A 14,596-nucleotide genomic window follows, 5' to 3' on the forward strand; every position below is an offset into this window, starting at 1 on the left:
GGTGCGGTCCGACAACACACGACACGGGGTCTGGGGCGGAGCCCCAGGGGACGGGACGGGTAGGGGCGGCGGGGGCGAAAAAGCCTACAACCGTGGATCCACCGGCTCGGACTCCAGCGCCAGCACCCCGAACACCGCCTCATGCACACGCCACAACGGCTCCCCCTCCGCCAGCCGATCCAACGCCTCCAACCCCAGCGCATACTCCCTGATCGCCAACGACCGCTTGTGGTTCAGGAACCGCCCCCGCAGCCGGTCAAGATTCTCGGGCCGCGTGTACTCGGGCCCGTAGATGATCCGCAGGTACTCCCGCCCCCGGCACTTGATCCCGGGCTGCACAAGCCGCCCCTCCCCACTGCGCACCACAGCCTCGACGGGCTTGACGACCATGCCCTCGCCCCCACGCCCGGTCATCTCCAGCCACCAGTCGACCCCGGCCTGCACCGACGCGGGATCACCCGTGTCGACGAACAGCCGCCGAGTGGTCTGCAGCAGCCCGGACGGATCCCCCGCCACCAGCCGGTCGATCAGCGCCAGCTGCTCGTCGTGCGGCACGGCCGCCAGACTCCGCCCCCGCACGGCAAGCACCTGGAAGGGAGCCAGCCGCACACCGTCAAGCCCGGACGTGGCCCAGCAGTACCGCCGGTACGCCTCGGTGAAGGAGGCAGCGTCGGCGGCCCGTTCCCGCTGCTTCACCAGCAGGTCCTGTACGTCGACACCGCGCGCCGCGGCCCCTTCGAGCGCGGCGACCGCCCCCGGGAACACCGCCCCGGCCGCCGCCCCGACCGCGGCGTACTGCGAGCGCAGCAGCCCGGACGCCTTGAGCGACCACGGCATCAACTCGGCGTCCAGAAGCACCCAGTCGGTCTCCAGCTCCGCCCACAGCCCGGCCTCGGTCACGGCTGCCCGTACCCGCCCGAGGATCTCCTCGGTGACGGCGACGTCGTCGAAGAACGGCCGCCCGGTACGGGTGTACAGCGAACCGGTCACCCCTCCCGTCCCGAACCGCTCCCGCGCGACCTCCGCGTCCCGGCACACCAGCGCGACCGCCCGCGACCCCATGTGCTTCTCCTCGCACACGACCCGCGCGACCCCGTCCGCCGCGTACTGCGCGAAGGCTTCGACAGGGTGCTCCAAGTAGCCCTCCACGCGCGAGGTCGCGGTCGGCGCCATCGTCGGCGGCAGGTACGGCAGCAGCCGCGGGTCCACGGCGAAGCGGCTCATGACCTCCAGGGCCGCGGCGGCGTTCTCCTCTCGTACGGCGACCCGTCCGGTGTGCCGGGTCTCGACGACCCGGCGGCCGTGCACGTCGGCGAGGTCGAGCGGGCGTCCGTCCTGTCCGCCTGGTGCCTCGGTGCGCAACGGCCTGGTCGGCTCGTACCAGACCCGCTCGGCCGGTACGTCGACGAGCTCGCGCTCCGGCCAGCGCAGCGCGGTGAGCTTGCCGCCGAACACGGCACCGGTGTCCAGGCAGATGGTGTTGTTCAGCCAGGTGGCCTCCGGCACGGGTGTGTGGCCGTAGACGACCGCGGCCCGGCCCCGGTAGTCCTCCGCCCACGGGTACCGCACCGGCAGCCCGAACTCGTCGGTCTCGCCGGTCGTGTCGCCGTACAGCGCGTGCGAGCGCACCCGTCCCGACGTACGCCCGTGGTACTTCTCGGGCAGCCCTGCGTGGCAGACGACGAGCCGCCCGCCGTCGAGTACGTAGTGACTGACGAGCCCGTCCACGAACTCCCGTACCCGCTGCTTGAATTCCTCGCTCTCCCCCGCCATCTGCTCGATCGTCTCGGCGAGCCCGTGGGTGTGCTGGACCTTGCGGCCCTTGAGGTAACGGCCGTACTTGTTCTCGTGGTTGCCGGGCACGCACAGCGCGTCGCCCGAGGCCACCATGGACATCACGCGGCGCAGTACGCCGGGGCTGTCCGGGCCGCGGTCGACGAGGTCGCCGACGAAGACGGCCGTACGGCCCGCCGCGTGCACGCCGTCCACGTAGCCCAACTTGCCGAGCAGCGACTCCAGTTCGGAGGCGCAGCCGTGGATGTCGCCGATGATGTCGAACGGGCCGGTGAGGTGGGTCAGGTCGTTGAACCGCTTCTCGGTGCGGACCTCGGCGCTCTCGATCTCCTCCACACCCCGCAGGATGTGCACCTTCCGGAACCCCTCGCGCTCCAAGTGCCGCAGCGAGCGCCTCAGTTCACGGGTGTGCCGCTGGATGACGCGGCGCGGCATGTCGGCGCGGTCGGAGCGGGACGCGTTGCGCTCGGCGCACACCTCCTCGGGTACGTCGAGCACGATGGCGATGGGCAGCACGTCGTGCTTCCTGGCGAGTTCGATCAGCTGCTTGCGGCTCTCGGACTGCACGCTGGTCGCGTCGACGACGGTGCGCCGGCCCGCCGCGAGCCGCTTGCCCGCGATGTAGTTCAGGACGTCGAAGGCGTCCCGGCTGGCGCTCTGGTCGTTCTCGTCGTCGGCGACGAGCCCTCGGCAGAAGTCGCTGGAGATGACCTCGGTCGGCTTGAAGTGCCTGCGGGCGAAGGTGGACTTGCCCGAGCCGGACGCGCCGATCAGCACCACGAGGGAGAGATCGGTGACGGGCAGGGTACGAGCCTTGTTGTCGCTGCTGTTCTCGCTGCTGGTCATGCGGCCTTCTCCTCCTTCGCGGTCCGGGTCTTCGCGGTCCGGGTCTTCACGGTCTGGGTCTTCACGGTGAAGACGGCCATCTGGGTCGGCGGCCCCACCTCCGGGTCGTCGGGCCCGACGGGCACGAACTCGACGCCGTAGCCGTGCCGTTCGGCCACCGTCTGCGCCCAGGTCCGGAACTCCTCGCGGGTCCACTCGAAGCGGTGGTCGCCGTGCCGGACGTGACCGGCGGGGAGGGTCTCCCAGCGGACGTTGTACTCGACGTTCGGCGTCGTCACGATCACGGTCCGGGGGTGCGCGGACCCGAACACGGCGTACTCCAGGGCGGGCAGCCGCGGCAGGTCGAGGTGCTCGATGACCTCGCTGAGTACCGCGGCGTCGTACCCCTTGAGCCGCTTGTCGGTGTACGCGAGCGAGCCCTGCACGAGCTTGACGCGCTCGGCCTGTCGCTCCCCCATCCGGTCCAGCTTGAGCCGCCGGGAGGCGATGGTGAGCGCCCGCATCGAGACGTCGACACCGACGATCTCGGTGAAGCGCGTGTCCTTGAGCAGCTCCTGCACCAACTGGCCCTGACCGCAGCCGAGATCGAGCACCCGGCCGACGTCGGCGGCCCGCAGCGCGGCGACGATCGCGTCCCGCCGCAGTACGGCGAGCGGCACGGGCTTCTCGTCCGTGTCCTGGGTCTCGTCGACGGCGTTGTCGATCTCCTCGACCTCGCTGTCGTCCGCCTCGGCGAGCCGGACGAGTTCCAGCCGCTCCATGGCCTGCCTGGTCAGCGACCAACGCCGCGACAGATAGCGGCTGGTGATCAGCTTCTGCTCCGGGTGGTCGGGCAGCCAGCCCTCCCCGGCCCGCAGCAGTTTGTCGACCTCGTCGGACGAGACCCAGTAGTGCTTGGCGTCGTCGAGCACCGGCAGGAGTACGTACAGGTGCCGCAGCGCCTCGGCCAGCCGCAGCTCACCCTCCAGTACGAGGCTCACGTACCGCGAGTCGCCCCACTCGGGAAACTCGGTGTCCAGCGCGACGGGCTCCGCCGCCACCGTCCAGCCGAGCGGTTCGAAGAGCGCCCGTACGAGATCGGCGCCGCCGCGGGCCGGCAGTGCGGGTACCTCGATGCGCAGGGGCAGCGGCCGCCCGGGCAGCTCCGGCCTCGCGAGGCAGGTGCCCTTCATCGCGCTGGAGAACACACTGCTCAGCGCCACGGCGAGCAGGGACGACGCGGCGTACGGCCGGTCGTTGACGTACTGCGCGAGGGCCGCGTCCGGGGCTCCGCCGCGGCCCTTGCCCTTGCCGCGCCGGACCAGCGCCACGGCATCGACCTCCAGCAGCAGCGCGGCCGTGCAGCGCTCGGCGCTCGCCTCGGGGTAGAGGACGTGCGCCTTGCCGTAGGAGGTGGAGAACGCCTGCGCCTTCTCGGGATGCTTGTGCAGCAGAAAGCCGAGGTCGGTCGCGGGGCGCTCTGGGGTGCCGTGGGTACTGATCGTCAGGAACACAGTGGGTATGCCTCGAAACGCTGTCGACGGGAGCGCGCGCTTCGGTGATCACGGCTCCTGGCCCTTCCTCACCTCGTGACGGTGCACACGCCGCGCTGCGGTCAGCCGCCCACGCAGCGCCCCGTCTCCGGCGCGCCTGCACAACGTACAGCGAACGCCCCAGGCGGACTCACGAATTTTCCCGAGCGGAAGGGCCTCGGTTCATGCGGGGCGGCCGGCCCCGGTGGTGAGTGTGCTCCTCCCGGTCCCCCAGGCGAGCAGAGCGAAGCCCAGGGCGAAGCCGAGCATCGTCCATACGCCGCGGGGCCAGAAGATGTGGCTGTCGACGAAGAACCAGCCGGCCACGAGGAGTACCGCCGTGCCGGGAAGGACCCGGACGCCGTGTCTGGGGAACAGCGCGACCGCCGTGGCCGCGACGGCGCCGATGAGGGCGTAGGCGCCGGCCTGCCCGAGCGCCTCACCCGTGTCGTAGAGCGGGCGCTTGATCGGCCCCAGGCTCGCTGTCCCGGCGGCGTGCTCGACCGCGGTGCCGGCCGCGATGCCGGCGACCGCGTCGAGTCCTGTGTAGAAGGACGCGTAGGTGAAGGCACCGAGCCAGGCCAGCACGGTGGCGGCGCCCGCGAGGTCCGGGCGGGGCCGGCGCCACAGCGGAACGAGTAGGCCGACCGTGAGCAGCGGAAACAGCGGCAACAGGGCGATGTGCAACTGCGCCCAGTCCGCGGCCGTCGATCTGGACAGCCCATGCGGGTGCGCGATACCCGCCGCAGCCAGTAGAAGGGGTGCGGCGGTCACGAGGGCGATGCTTCGGATGGTCGACACGCTGCGAGCGTAGGCACGTGACGTCACCCGATTCGGCCGCGTAAGAGTTTCGTAAGACAGTCCGTGCCCCACAACCGAACTGACTGACCTGGAACGGCCACTCCGCGGGCGGCCGCTCCGCGTCTCACGGCTTGCGTGCGACGCCGCCCACGGCGATGACCTCACCGGAAGTGCTGACCGTTTCGGGGTCGGGCCGCCAGTCGGTGATGGGGACGACGCCGGGATCCAGCAGTTCCAGGCCGTCGAAGAAACCGCCGAGCTCCTCGGGGCTGCGGAGGTAGTACGGGGCCGCCCCGCTCTCGTTGTAGCGCTGGGTGGCTTCGGCGTTGGCCTTGTTCGTGTTCACGCTGTCGTTGAACGCGAAGTAGCTGCCGGACGGAAATGCCCCCATCAGCGTGCCGACGATGGCCCGCGCCTCGTCGTAGTCGGCGATGTGCCCGCTGACCTGCATCAGCGTGAGGGCGACCGGCTGTTCGAAGTCCAGCGTCCTGACCGCCTGCCGCAGGACGGCCTCGGGGTCGTGCAGATCGGCGTCGAGGTAGTCAGTCACCCCCTCGCGCGAGCTGGTCAGCAGCACCCGGGCATGGGCCAGTACCAGAGGGTCGTTGTCCACGTAGACGATGCGGGCGTCGGGGGCCACCCGCTGGGCGATCTCATGGGTGTTGTCCGCCGTCGGCAGACCCGTGCCGATGTCGAGGAACTGCCGGATCCCGGCCTCACCGGCCAGATGACGCACGGCCCTGCCGAGGAAGGCCCGCGAGTCACGGGCGAGATCGGTGATGCCCGGGAAGATCGCCTGGAAGGCGTCACCCAGCTCGTGGTCGACGACGTAGTTGTCCTTGCCGCCGAGCCAGTAGTTCCACACCCGGGCCGAATGCGGCACCGACGTGTCGATCTTCGCTGACGCCGCTGTCCTGCTGGAACCGGCCGAATCCTGCGTCACCGGGCAACCTCCGTGGTGGGAACGATCGCTTGCTTCAGGGATACGAGGGATACAAACGTAGAGCCATCGACTGTCGACTCACCATGTCTGGCAGGAAGTTCATCGTGCGGGGCGGGCTCGGCCCTGCCCCCGGCCAGGCCTTTTCCCACCGGCCGGGAGAACGGGACGAGCCCGCGACGGTCGTCGACCGACGGATCGCCCGAGCCACGGCGACCGCCGACTACTGGACTGCTCGGCTACTGCAGCTGCGACTGCACCTGGGCCGAGATCAGGTCCAGGTGGTCCAGGTCGTCGAGGTCGAGGATCTGGAGGTAGATGCGCTGGGCGCCGATCTCCGCGTACCGGCCGATCTTGTCGGCGACCTCGTCGGGGGAACCGGCCAGGCCGTTGGCCTTCAGCTCCTCGACCTCGCGGCCGATCGCGGCGGCCCGGCGGGCCACCTCCGCGTCGTCCTTGCCCACGCAGGCGACGAGCGCATTGGAGTACACGAGGTCGGTCCCCTTGCGGCCGGCCTCCTCCGCCGCCGTCCGCACCCGGGCGAACTGGCGCTCGCTGTCCTCGACCGACGCGAACGGCATGTTGAACTCGTCGGCGTACCGGCCCGCGAGGCGCGGGGTGCGGGTCGCGCCGTGGCCGCCGATGAGCACCGGCACCTTGGACTGCGCGGGCTTGGGCAGCGCGGGTGAGTCGGTGAGCTGGTAGTGGGTGCCGTCGTAGCTGAAGGTCTGGCCGGCCGGCGTCTCCCACAGGCCGGTGACGATCGCCAGCTGCTCCTCCAGGCGGGCGAACTTCTCCTTCGGGAACGGGATGCCGTACGCCTTGTGCTCCTCCTCGAACCAGCCCGCGCCCAGGCCCAGTTCGACACGGCCGCCGGACATCTGGTCGACCTGGGCGACCTGGATCGCCAGGACGCCGGGCAGGCGGAACGTACCGGCGGTCATCAGCGTGCCGAGGCGGATGCGCTTGGTCTCCCTGGCCAGGCCGGCGAGGGTGAGCCAGGCGTCCGTGGGGCCCGGGAGGCCGTCCGTCGAACCCATCCGGAGATAGTGGTCGGAGCGGAAAAAGGCATCAAACCCCAGGTCTTCGGTGGCCTTCGCCACGGTGAGCAGGGTGTCGTAGGTCGCCCCTTGCTGGGGCTCGGTGAAGATTCGAAGATCCATGCCTCCATCCTGCACGCTCGAACGCCGGTCAACCTCATCGGTCCCACCGGTCAGCCTCGCCCCCGGTCGGGTGAAAATCCGTCAACCCCGCACCTTGGGCCGGCCTTCGCCAGTGACCCGCATCCGCGGTGATCGTTGGCTCGGGCGGAGCCGGAGCGTCCGCGCCCGGCACGTTGCTGGTTCTCCCCGTGGGGGAGGTCGAAGGCCGAGGAGGCCGTCATGTCCCAGGAAGCCGTTCCGTCGTCGCAGCCCAAGAGTTTGCTGCAACAGATGGAGGAGCTGATGGCGGCGCTCAATGCGGATCTGTCTCAGCTCGATGCCGATTTCCAGCAGTCGGCCTCGCCTGCCGCCCCGGCCGAGGAGACCGACCGCGTCTGACGGCCGGCCCGGAGAGACAGACGGACGGACGGACGGACGGACGGACGGCGCCTGCGGCGGGGCCAAGAACCCCCTACCCCGCCGCCGCCCCTTGATCCCGTACAGCAAGTCTTCGGAGCATCTCGAGTACCCGGTCCCGGGACTCGTCCGCCGCGTCGATGGCTTCCATGCACTGCCAGTACGTCGCCTCGTCGTCCGCCGCGCAGGCGATCCCGACGAGGGCGATGCCGACCTCGCCGAGGAGGCCGCCGAGGTCGAGAAGGGCCCGTCGGGCATCGCCGAGTTCGGTGAGCTGGGCCGCGCGTAAGCGTCCTGATTCGAGCAACGGCGGGTCCAGCACCCCGCATCCCCGACCGGCCAGCTCGGTCAACCCCAGTGCCTCGCCGCGTAATTCGGGTGGCCCCGAGACCGCCAGCCGACTGCCGATCGCCTGGGCGAGGGCCTGCGCCTGCCAGGCCTCCGCCATGATCACGAGAGCGTCACCGCTCCCCATCAGGGCACGCCTGCTCGCGCCGATGAGCCGCACCGCGTCCATCCGCTGCCCCCGTCTGTCCCGACGCGCTCTTCACACGCCTGCCCGCACTCCGCCTGTCCACTACCCAGAGTGAGGTCACTCGGGACGAAAAGCCAGAGGAAGCCTGAAATCTGTGGACAACGAGTTGGATGTGGATAGATCGACAACTCCGGAGAGTGACAAACGGGGTTTTCGAGTCCCTTTCCGGGTCGGTCAGGGCCCCTCTCCCACCGGAAACCTCCGTTCATTCCGGTCGATCTTCGCATCGAGCGCCGCAAGGGGATCGATACCGAGCACCTCGCACAGCTGCAGCAAGTAGGCCAGCACATCGGCGACTTCGTCCGTCACACGCGGCGCCCTCTCCGGGTCGTCCATCACCCCGGACGACTCCTCGGGCGTCAACCACTGGAAGATCTCGACGAGTTCGGATGCCTCCACACTGAGCGCGGCGACGAGGTTCTTGGGCGTGTGATAGGGCTGCCAGTTCCGCGCCGCCGCGAACTCCGCCAGCCTGCGCTGCAATGTCGGCACATCAAGTTCGGTCACGGCTAAAGGTCTACCACCGTGACGCCGTCCACCCCCGCCGCCCAGGACGCGTCGCTCACGGCCCCCACCAGCCGGATGTGCCCGCGTTCGCACATCCGCGCCGCCAGCCGTACCAGCCCGTCCCGCTGCCGTGCGTCCAGATCGCGGTCGAACCCGTCGGCCAGCACGGTGAGCGTCTGCAGTGCCGCGGGTACCTCGCCGGCCGGGTCGACCGCCAGCACCCCCGGCCCGGTGAGCAGCACCAGGGCCAGTGCGAGATACCTCAACTCCCCGTCTCCCAGCAGTCCGAGAGGCGTCCGCACTCCGTCGCCCCGGTCGAGCACCGCCCATACCGTCCCGGCGGCCCCGTCGGCCGGCCGCTCGGCCAGCAGGTCGTGGACCGGTCCCGCGCAGCCCGCCCGGACCGCATCGACCAGGAGGCCGTGCCGGCGCCCGCACTCCGACCGGGTGCGCCACAGCACTTCGGCGAGGTTCTCGCAGCCTCCCAGCAGGCGGCCCGCGCCGAGCGGCACGGCGGTCCGCATGGCGCGGGGCAGCGGATCGCAGGCGAAGACGGACCGCAGGGCGACCACCATCTGCTCGGCGGCGGCGAGGACTTGGCGCTGACCGTCCGTCTTGCCCGCGACCCGGAGGGGCAGCAGCGCCGTACCGAGGCGATCGTCGGGGAGCGGGGCCCGGGTCACCGGGGACGAGCCCGCCGTGTGCCAGGCCGCCTGGACGGTACGCCGGCTCGGGTCGCGCAGGGCCGTCTCCAGCAGGGTCAGTCCGCCCGCCGTCAACCGCTCGCCCACGATGCGGAGTTCGGGCTCGGCCTGCACCGCGACATCGAGGCGTACGGGACCTTCGGGGCCGTCCGCCGTGCAGCCGATGCGGAAGCCGCGCCGCCGCTGGGCGTCGGGCCGGGCCCGCTCGGGCACACAGGCGGCGGGGTCCGGGAACACCTCGCCCAGCTCGGCGCCGCCGCCCAGCCGGGCCAGTGCCTCGTACGCCCGCAGGGCACTCGACTTGCCGCTGCCGCTGAGCCCGGTGAAGAGGCTGAGCGGCCCGAGGGGGAATCCGGCGCGGCGGTGCGTCGCGAACGCGGAGAGCCGCAGTTCGGTGACGCTCGGCCGGTTCCCGGGGGATGACACGGTCATATCCGGACGGTAGGGCTCCGCCTCGGGACGAACCGTTTCGCCCGTAGGACCTTCCTACGTTCGAGGGACCGGACCGAGGGGTCCGGCCGGGACGCGGACGGGGGAGAGCCGGCCGGAGGAGCGGAAAGTCAGGCCCCGGGAATCCCCGCTCCCTCCATCAGTCCGCCCACCTCGGTGCCCGGCGGCGTGAGAAGGAACACGTTCCGGTCGACCCGGTGCATCCCGCTCGCGAGCCCGAAGACAACGCCGGTGCTGAAGTCGAGTACGCGCTTGGCAACGTCCGTCTCCGCGCCGGTGAGGTCGAGAAGGACGGGGATACCGGCCATCAGGGTCTCGGCGACGTCGCGGGCGTCCGCGAAGATGTTGACGCGGAGCACCACGAAACGGCGCCGCGCCTCGGTCTGCGCCTCCGGGATCGACCGGTGGTCGACCTGCGACGGCCAGGCATCACGGCCTCGCAGCGGTACGACCTGGGCGAGCCCTTCCCACTGTTCATCGGTGACGTCGTGGCTGTTCACCGGCTCCCCCCGACCTGACTCGCACTGATTACCTGCACCGGCCAATTCTTGCGCATGGTCACCCGTTCGGCCCAACAGCGACACGGGCCGCAAACCCGGTCGTGCGTCACACGGCTCCCTCACAGCGCGTTCGCGGCGACTGTGTGACGGGCGTAACCCTCCAAGATCGCGCCATGTGACACAGGCGTAACGGGCAATTCGTACGCTCACGGACCGAGGTTCCGTAGAACCGAGGTTCCGTAGCGGAGAAGGGCAGCCCGTGACCACGACCACCCCCACGACGCAGGTGCGCACCGTCTGCTCGTACTGCGGCGTGGGCTGCGGAATGGTTCTGGACATCGGGATGGGGCCCGACGGGCGGCGTACGGTCCTCAAGGCGTACGGGGACAAGGCGCACCCTGCAAACTTCGGCCGGCTGTGCACCAAGGGCGCGACCACGGCCGACATGCTCGCCGCGCCCGGACGGCTCTCCACCGCTCTCGTACGGGACGACCGCGGGGCGGAGCCGGTGCCCGCGTCGGTCGACGACGCGATCGCCCAGACCGCTCGGCGGCTGCGCGCGGTCATCGACGAGCACGGCCCGGACGCCTTCGCCTTCTATGTCTCCGGGCAGATGAGCCTGGAGGCCCAGTACCTGGCGAACAAGCTGGCCAAGGGCTTCGTACGGACGAACCAGATCGAGTCGAACTCCCGGCTGTGCATGGCGAGCGCCGGCTTCGGATACAAGCTGTCGCTGGGCGCCGACGGCCCGCCCGGCTCGTACCAGGACTTCGAGAAGGCGGACGTCTTCCTCGTCATCGGTTCGAACATGGCGGACTGCCACCCGATTCTGTTCCTGCGGATGATGGACCGGGTGAAGACGGCGGGCGCGAAGGTGATCGTCGTCGATCCCCGGCGCACCGCGACCGCCGACAAGGCCGATCTGTTCATGAAGATCAAGCCGGGTACGGATCTGGCCCTGCTGAACGGCCTGCTGTACCTGCTTCACGAGAACGGGCACACCGATCCCGGCTTCATCGCCGCCCACACCGAGGGCTGGGAGGCGATGCCCGGTTTCCTGGCCGACTACGCGCCCGCGGCGGTCTCGGAGATCACTGGCATTCCGCAGGACGACATACGCGAGGCCGCCCGGCTGATCGGCGAGGCGGGCGAGTGGATGAGCCTGTGGACCATGGGCCTGAACCAGTCCACGCACGGCACCTGGAACACGAACGCCCTGGTCAACCTGCATCTCGCGACCGGAGCGATCTGCCGCCCGGGCTCGGGGCCCTTCTCGCTCACCGGGCAGCCCAACGCCATGGGCGGCCGTGAGATGGGGTACATGGGGCCCGGTCTGCCGGGGCAGCGGTCCGTTCTCGTCGACGACGAGCGTGCCTTCGTCGAGGAGCTGTGGGAGCTGCCGCCGGAGACCCTCCGCAAGGACGGGGTCGGGCGGGGCACGGTCGAGATGTTCCAGAAGATGGCGGACGGTGAGATCAAGGCCTGCTGGATCATCTGTACCAACCCCGTCGCCTCGGTGGGGAACCGCAAGACCGTCATCGAGGGTCTCGAAGCCGCCGAGTTCGTCGTCACGCAGGACGTCTTCGCGGAGACCGAGACCAACGCGTACGCCGATGTCGTACTCCCCGGCGCGATGTGGACCGAGACCGAGGGCGTCCTCATCAACAGCGAGCGCAACCTCACCCTCGCGCGGCCCGCCGTGGAGCCGCCCGGCGAGGCGCTCGCGGACTGGCGGCTCATCGCGCGGGTGGCCTGTGAGATGGGGTACGAGAAGGGCTTCTCGTACGAGAGCGCGGAGGAGGTCTTCGAGGAGATCAAGCGCGCGTGGAACCCGAAGACCGGGTGGGATCTGCGGGGTGTGACGTACGAGCGGCTGCGGGACGTGTCCGTGCAGTGGCCCGCCGCGCGGGAGGACGGTCCTGACCGGAATCCGATCCGGTACGTGGCCTCCGTGGACGGGGACTCCGTCGACGGCGGCTCCGCGGCCGGCGGGCCGGTGTTTCCCACGGCCAGTGGGCGTGCCGTGTTCCACCCGCGGCCGCACATGCCGGCCGCGGAGCTGCCCGACGACGACTTCCCCTTCGTCCTGAACACCGGGCGGCTGCAGCACCAGTGGCACACGCTGACCAAGACGGGGAAGGTCGCCAAGCTCAACAAGCTCAATCCCGGGCCGTTCGTGGAGGTGCATCCCGACGATGCCGCCGGGCTCGGGGTGGCCGAGGGCGACCGGGTCGAGGTCGCCTCGCGGCGGGGGCGGGCCGTGCTGCCCGTGGTGGTGACGGACCGGGTCCAACTCGGGTCTCTCTTCGCGCCGTTCCACTGGAACGATCTCTTCGGTGAGTATCTGAGCATCAACGCGGTGACCAGTGACGCGGTGGATCCGGTGTCGTTCCAGCCGGAGTTGAAGGTGTGCGCGGTGGCGCTGGCGCGGGTGGCCGGGCCGACTCCGGTGGCAGCAGAGCCAGAGCCTGTTGAGGCGATCACACCGACGACTGTCACTCAGGACCCGGTGCGGAACGCCTTCGGTCTCGACCCCAGTCCGCCGCCCGTCCTCACCGCCCAGGAACGCCAGTACCTCACCGGCTTTCTCGCCGGGATCCCCGCGGGCGCGTCCGGCGTGCCCGTACTTCCGCCGGACGCCCCCTTCGACCCCGAACACGCTCTCTGGGTGAACGGCGTCCTCGCCGGGATGTACTCCCGGACGGCCGACGCCCCGCAGGCACCGGCCACGCCGGTGCGCGAAGTCGTCGTCCTCTGGGCCTCCCAGACCGGCAACGCCGAGGAGGTCGCGACCGCGGCCGCCGAGCGGCTCGCCGCCACCGGGCACCGGGCCACGCTCGTCGGCATGGACGACGCCGACCCGCGGGCGCTGCCGCCCGGGGCGGACCTGCTGCTGATCACCAGCACGTTCGGCGACGGTGACGCGCCCGACAACGGCTCCGGTTTCTGGGCGGCGCTGGACACGCCCGAGTCGCCGCGTATGGAGGGGGTGCGCTTCGCCGTGCTGGCCCTCGGCGACTCCTCGTACGACGACTTCTGCGGGCACGGCCGCCGACTCGACCAGCGGCTGGGCGAGTTGGGGGCGGTGCGGCTCGCCCCGCGTACGGACTGCGAGCCGGACTACGAGCCCTCCGCGCAGGCCTGGCTCGACCAGGTGCTCACCGCCCTCGTCCCCGGCGAAGCACCCACCGCGCAGCCGGCTCCGAACACTCCGGGAACGGGCATCACGCAGGCCCCGGGTACTCCGCACGCGCCAGGTACCGCGAACGCGCCGGCCGGCCCGAACGCTCCGGTCGCCGCGAGCACTCCGCGGCCGAAGAAGCCCGCTCCCGTCACCGCCCGGCTCACCGGCAACCGGCTGCTCAGCCGGCCAGGGGCGGGCAAGGAGGTCCGCCGGTTCACCTTCGACACGCGGGAGAGCGAGACCCCGCTGACGTACGAGGCGGGGGACGCGCTCGGCGTGCGGCCGGTCAACTCCCCCGAACTGGTGATGGAGTGGCTGGACGTGACCGGCCTGGACGCCTCAACCACCCTGGAAGTGAACGGCGTTGGCGAGACCTCCCTCGCCGAGGCGTTGAGCCGGCAGCTCGACATCACCAGGATCACCCCGGACCTGCTGCGCTTCGTCGCCGAACGGATCAGTGACAACCGGGAGTTGAAGAGGCTGCTGCGGCCGGACAACAAGGACGGTCTGGCGAAGTGGAGTTGGGGGCGGCAGGCCGTCGACGTGCTCGCCGAGTTCCCGGTGCGGGCGAGTGCCCAGGAGTGGGCCGGGGTGCTGAAGCGGCTGCAGCCCCGCCTGTACTCCATATCGTCGAGCCCGCTCGTCGACCCGCGGCTCGTCTCGCTGACGGTCTCCGTCGTGCGGTACGAGAGTCTCGGCGGACGGGCCCGCGGCGGTGTCTGCTCGCCCTTCCTCGCCGACTCCGAACAGCACACGCCGGTACCGGTGTTCGTGCAGCGCTCCCCGTACTTCAGGCCGCCGGCCGACTCGGCGACACCGACGGTGATGATCGGGCCGGGTACCGGGGTGGCGCCGTTCGTAGGCTTCCTGGAGGAGCGACGGGCCCTCGGCCACCGGGGCCCCAACTGGCTCTTCTTCGGCGAACAGCACCGGGCCACCGACTTCTACTACGAGGAGGAGCTGACCGGCTTCCTCGACGACGGCACCCTCACGCGCCTCGACACGGCGTTCTCCCGCGACCAGCGCGCGAAGGTCTACGTCCAGGACCGGATACGCGAGCACGGCCCGGAACTGTGGTCCTGGCTCCAGAGCGGCGCCCGCTTCTACGTCTGCGGGGACGCCTCCCGCATGGCCAAGGACGTCGACCGGGCGCTGCGGGACATCGCGGTCGCGCACGGCCACCTGAGCGAGACCGAGGCCGCCGCGTACGTGAAGCAGCTCGCGGCGGACAAGCGGTACCTCAAGGACGTGTACTGACCGGGCGT

Annotated in this window: 11 protein-coding genes; 2 read left to right on the forward strand and 9 right to left on the reverse strand. The window is 70.6% G+C overall.

Translation table 11 applies throughout. The features are described 5' to 3' along the window. Positions 1 to 84 precede the first annotated feature (84 nt). The 5 genes from AB0I18_RS24790 to AB0I18_RS24810 form a co-directional block, all read right to left on the reverse strand. Positions 85 to 2,640 carry a polynucleotide kinase-phosphatase gene (locus tag AB0I18_RS24790; RefSeq protein ID WP_363107752.1) on the reverse strand — a complete coding sequence of 852 codons (2,556 nt, stop codon included), beginning with the start codon at positions 2,638 to 2,640 and terminating at the stop codon, positions 85 to 87. Continuing rightward, on the reverse strand, positions 2,637 to 4,133 hold the full coding sequence (locus AB0I18_RS24795) for a 3' terminal RNA ribose 2'-O-methyltransferase Hen1 (protein WP_363107753.1): 1,497 nt from the start codon (positions 4,131 to 4,133) through the stop codon (positions 2,637 to 2,639). Before AB0I18_RS24795 ends, AB0I18_RS24790 begins: the two co-directional genes overlap by 4 nt. A 201-nt stretch (positions 4,134 to 4,334) precedes the next feature. Further along, complete coding sequence (locus AB0I18_RS24800; RefSeq protein ID WP_363107754.1) at positions 4,335 to 4,952, reverse strand: hypothetical protein; 618 nt, start codon at positions 4,950 to 4,952, stop codon at positions 4,335 to 4,337. A 124-nt stretch (positions 4,953 to 5,076) separates the two neighbouring features. Then, complete coding sequence (locus AB0I18_RS24805; RefSeq protein WP_363107755.1) at positions 5,077 to 5,895, reverse strand: SAM-dependent methyltransferase; 819 nt, start codon at positions 5,893 to 5,895, stop codon at positions 5,077 to 5,079. Between the two features lie 236 nt (positions 5,896 to 6,131). Next, a complete protein-coding gene (locus tag AB0I18_RS24810) occupies positions 6,132 to 7,055 on the reverse strand; it encodes an LLM class F420-dependent oxidoreductase (protein WP_363107756.1) in 924 nt (307 codons plus the stop codon). Between the two features lie 219 nt (positions 7,056 to 7,274). Here AB0I18_RS24810 and AB0I18_RS24815 point away from each other — a divergent pair, with 219 nt between their 5' ends. Then, the gene (locus AB0I18_RS24815; RefSeq protein WP_363107757.1) at positions 7,275 to 7,433 is read left to right on the forward strand and encodes a hypothetical protein; all 159 of its coding nucleotides are present in this window, start codon (positions 7,275 to 7,277) and stop codon (positions 7,431 to 7,433) included. A gap of 73 nt (positions 7,434 to 7,506) precedes the next feature. Here AB0I18_RS24815 and AB0I18_RS24820 read toward each other — a convergent pair whose 3' ends face one another. The 4 genes from AB0I18_RS24820 to AB0I18_RS24835 all read right to left on the reverse strand — a co-directional run bounded on the left by AB0I18_RS24820 (position 7,507) and on the right by AB0I18_RS24835 (position 10,147). Further along, complete coding sequence (locus AB0I18_RS24820; protein WP_363107758.1) at positions 7,507 to 7,968, reverse strand: DUF6099 family protein; 462 nt, start codon at positions 7,966 to 7,968, stop codon at positions 7,507 to 7,509. Between the two features lie 192 nt (positions 7,969 to 8,160). Next, complete coding sequence (locus AB0I18_RS24825) at positions 8,161 to 8,493, reverse strand: nucleotide pyrophosphohydrolase (protein WP_363107759.1); 333 nt, start codon at positions 8,491 to 8,493, stop codon at positions 8,161 to 8,163. 2 nt (positions 8,494 to 8,495) lie between these two features. Further along, a complete protein-coding gene (locus tag AB0I18_RS24830; RefSeq protein ID WP_363107760.1) occupies positions 8,496 to 9,629 on the reverse strand; it encodes an ATP-binding protein in 1,134 nt (377 codons plus the stop codon). 128 nt (positions 9,630 to 9,757) lie between these two features. Beyond that, positions 9,758 to 10,147 carry a cell division protein SepF gene (locus AB0I18_RS24835; protein ID WP_363107761.1) on the reverse strand — a complete coding sequence of 130 codons (390 nt, stop codon included), beginning with the start codon at positions 10,145 to 10,147 and terminating at the stop codon, positions 9,758 to 9,760. A gap of 259 nt (positions 10,148 to 10,406) precedes the next feature. Here AB0I18_RS24835 and AB0I18_RS24840 point away from each other — a divergent pair, with 259 nt between their 5' ends. Continuing rightward, positions 10,407 to 14,588, forward strand: a complete 4,182-nt coding sequence (locus AB0I18_RS24840; RefSeq protein ID WP_363107762.1) for a bifunctional nitrate reductase/sulfite reductase flavoprotein subunit alpha — start codon at positions 10,407 to 10,409, stop codon at positions 14,586 to 14,588. Positions 14,589 to 14,596 lie beyond the last annotated feature (8 nt).

Source organism: Streptomyces sp. NPDC050704 (assembly GCF_040654355.1).
GTDB lineage: Bacteria > Actinomycetota > Actinomycetes > Streptomycetales > Streptomycetaceae > Streptomyces.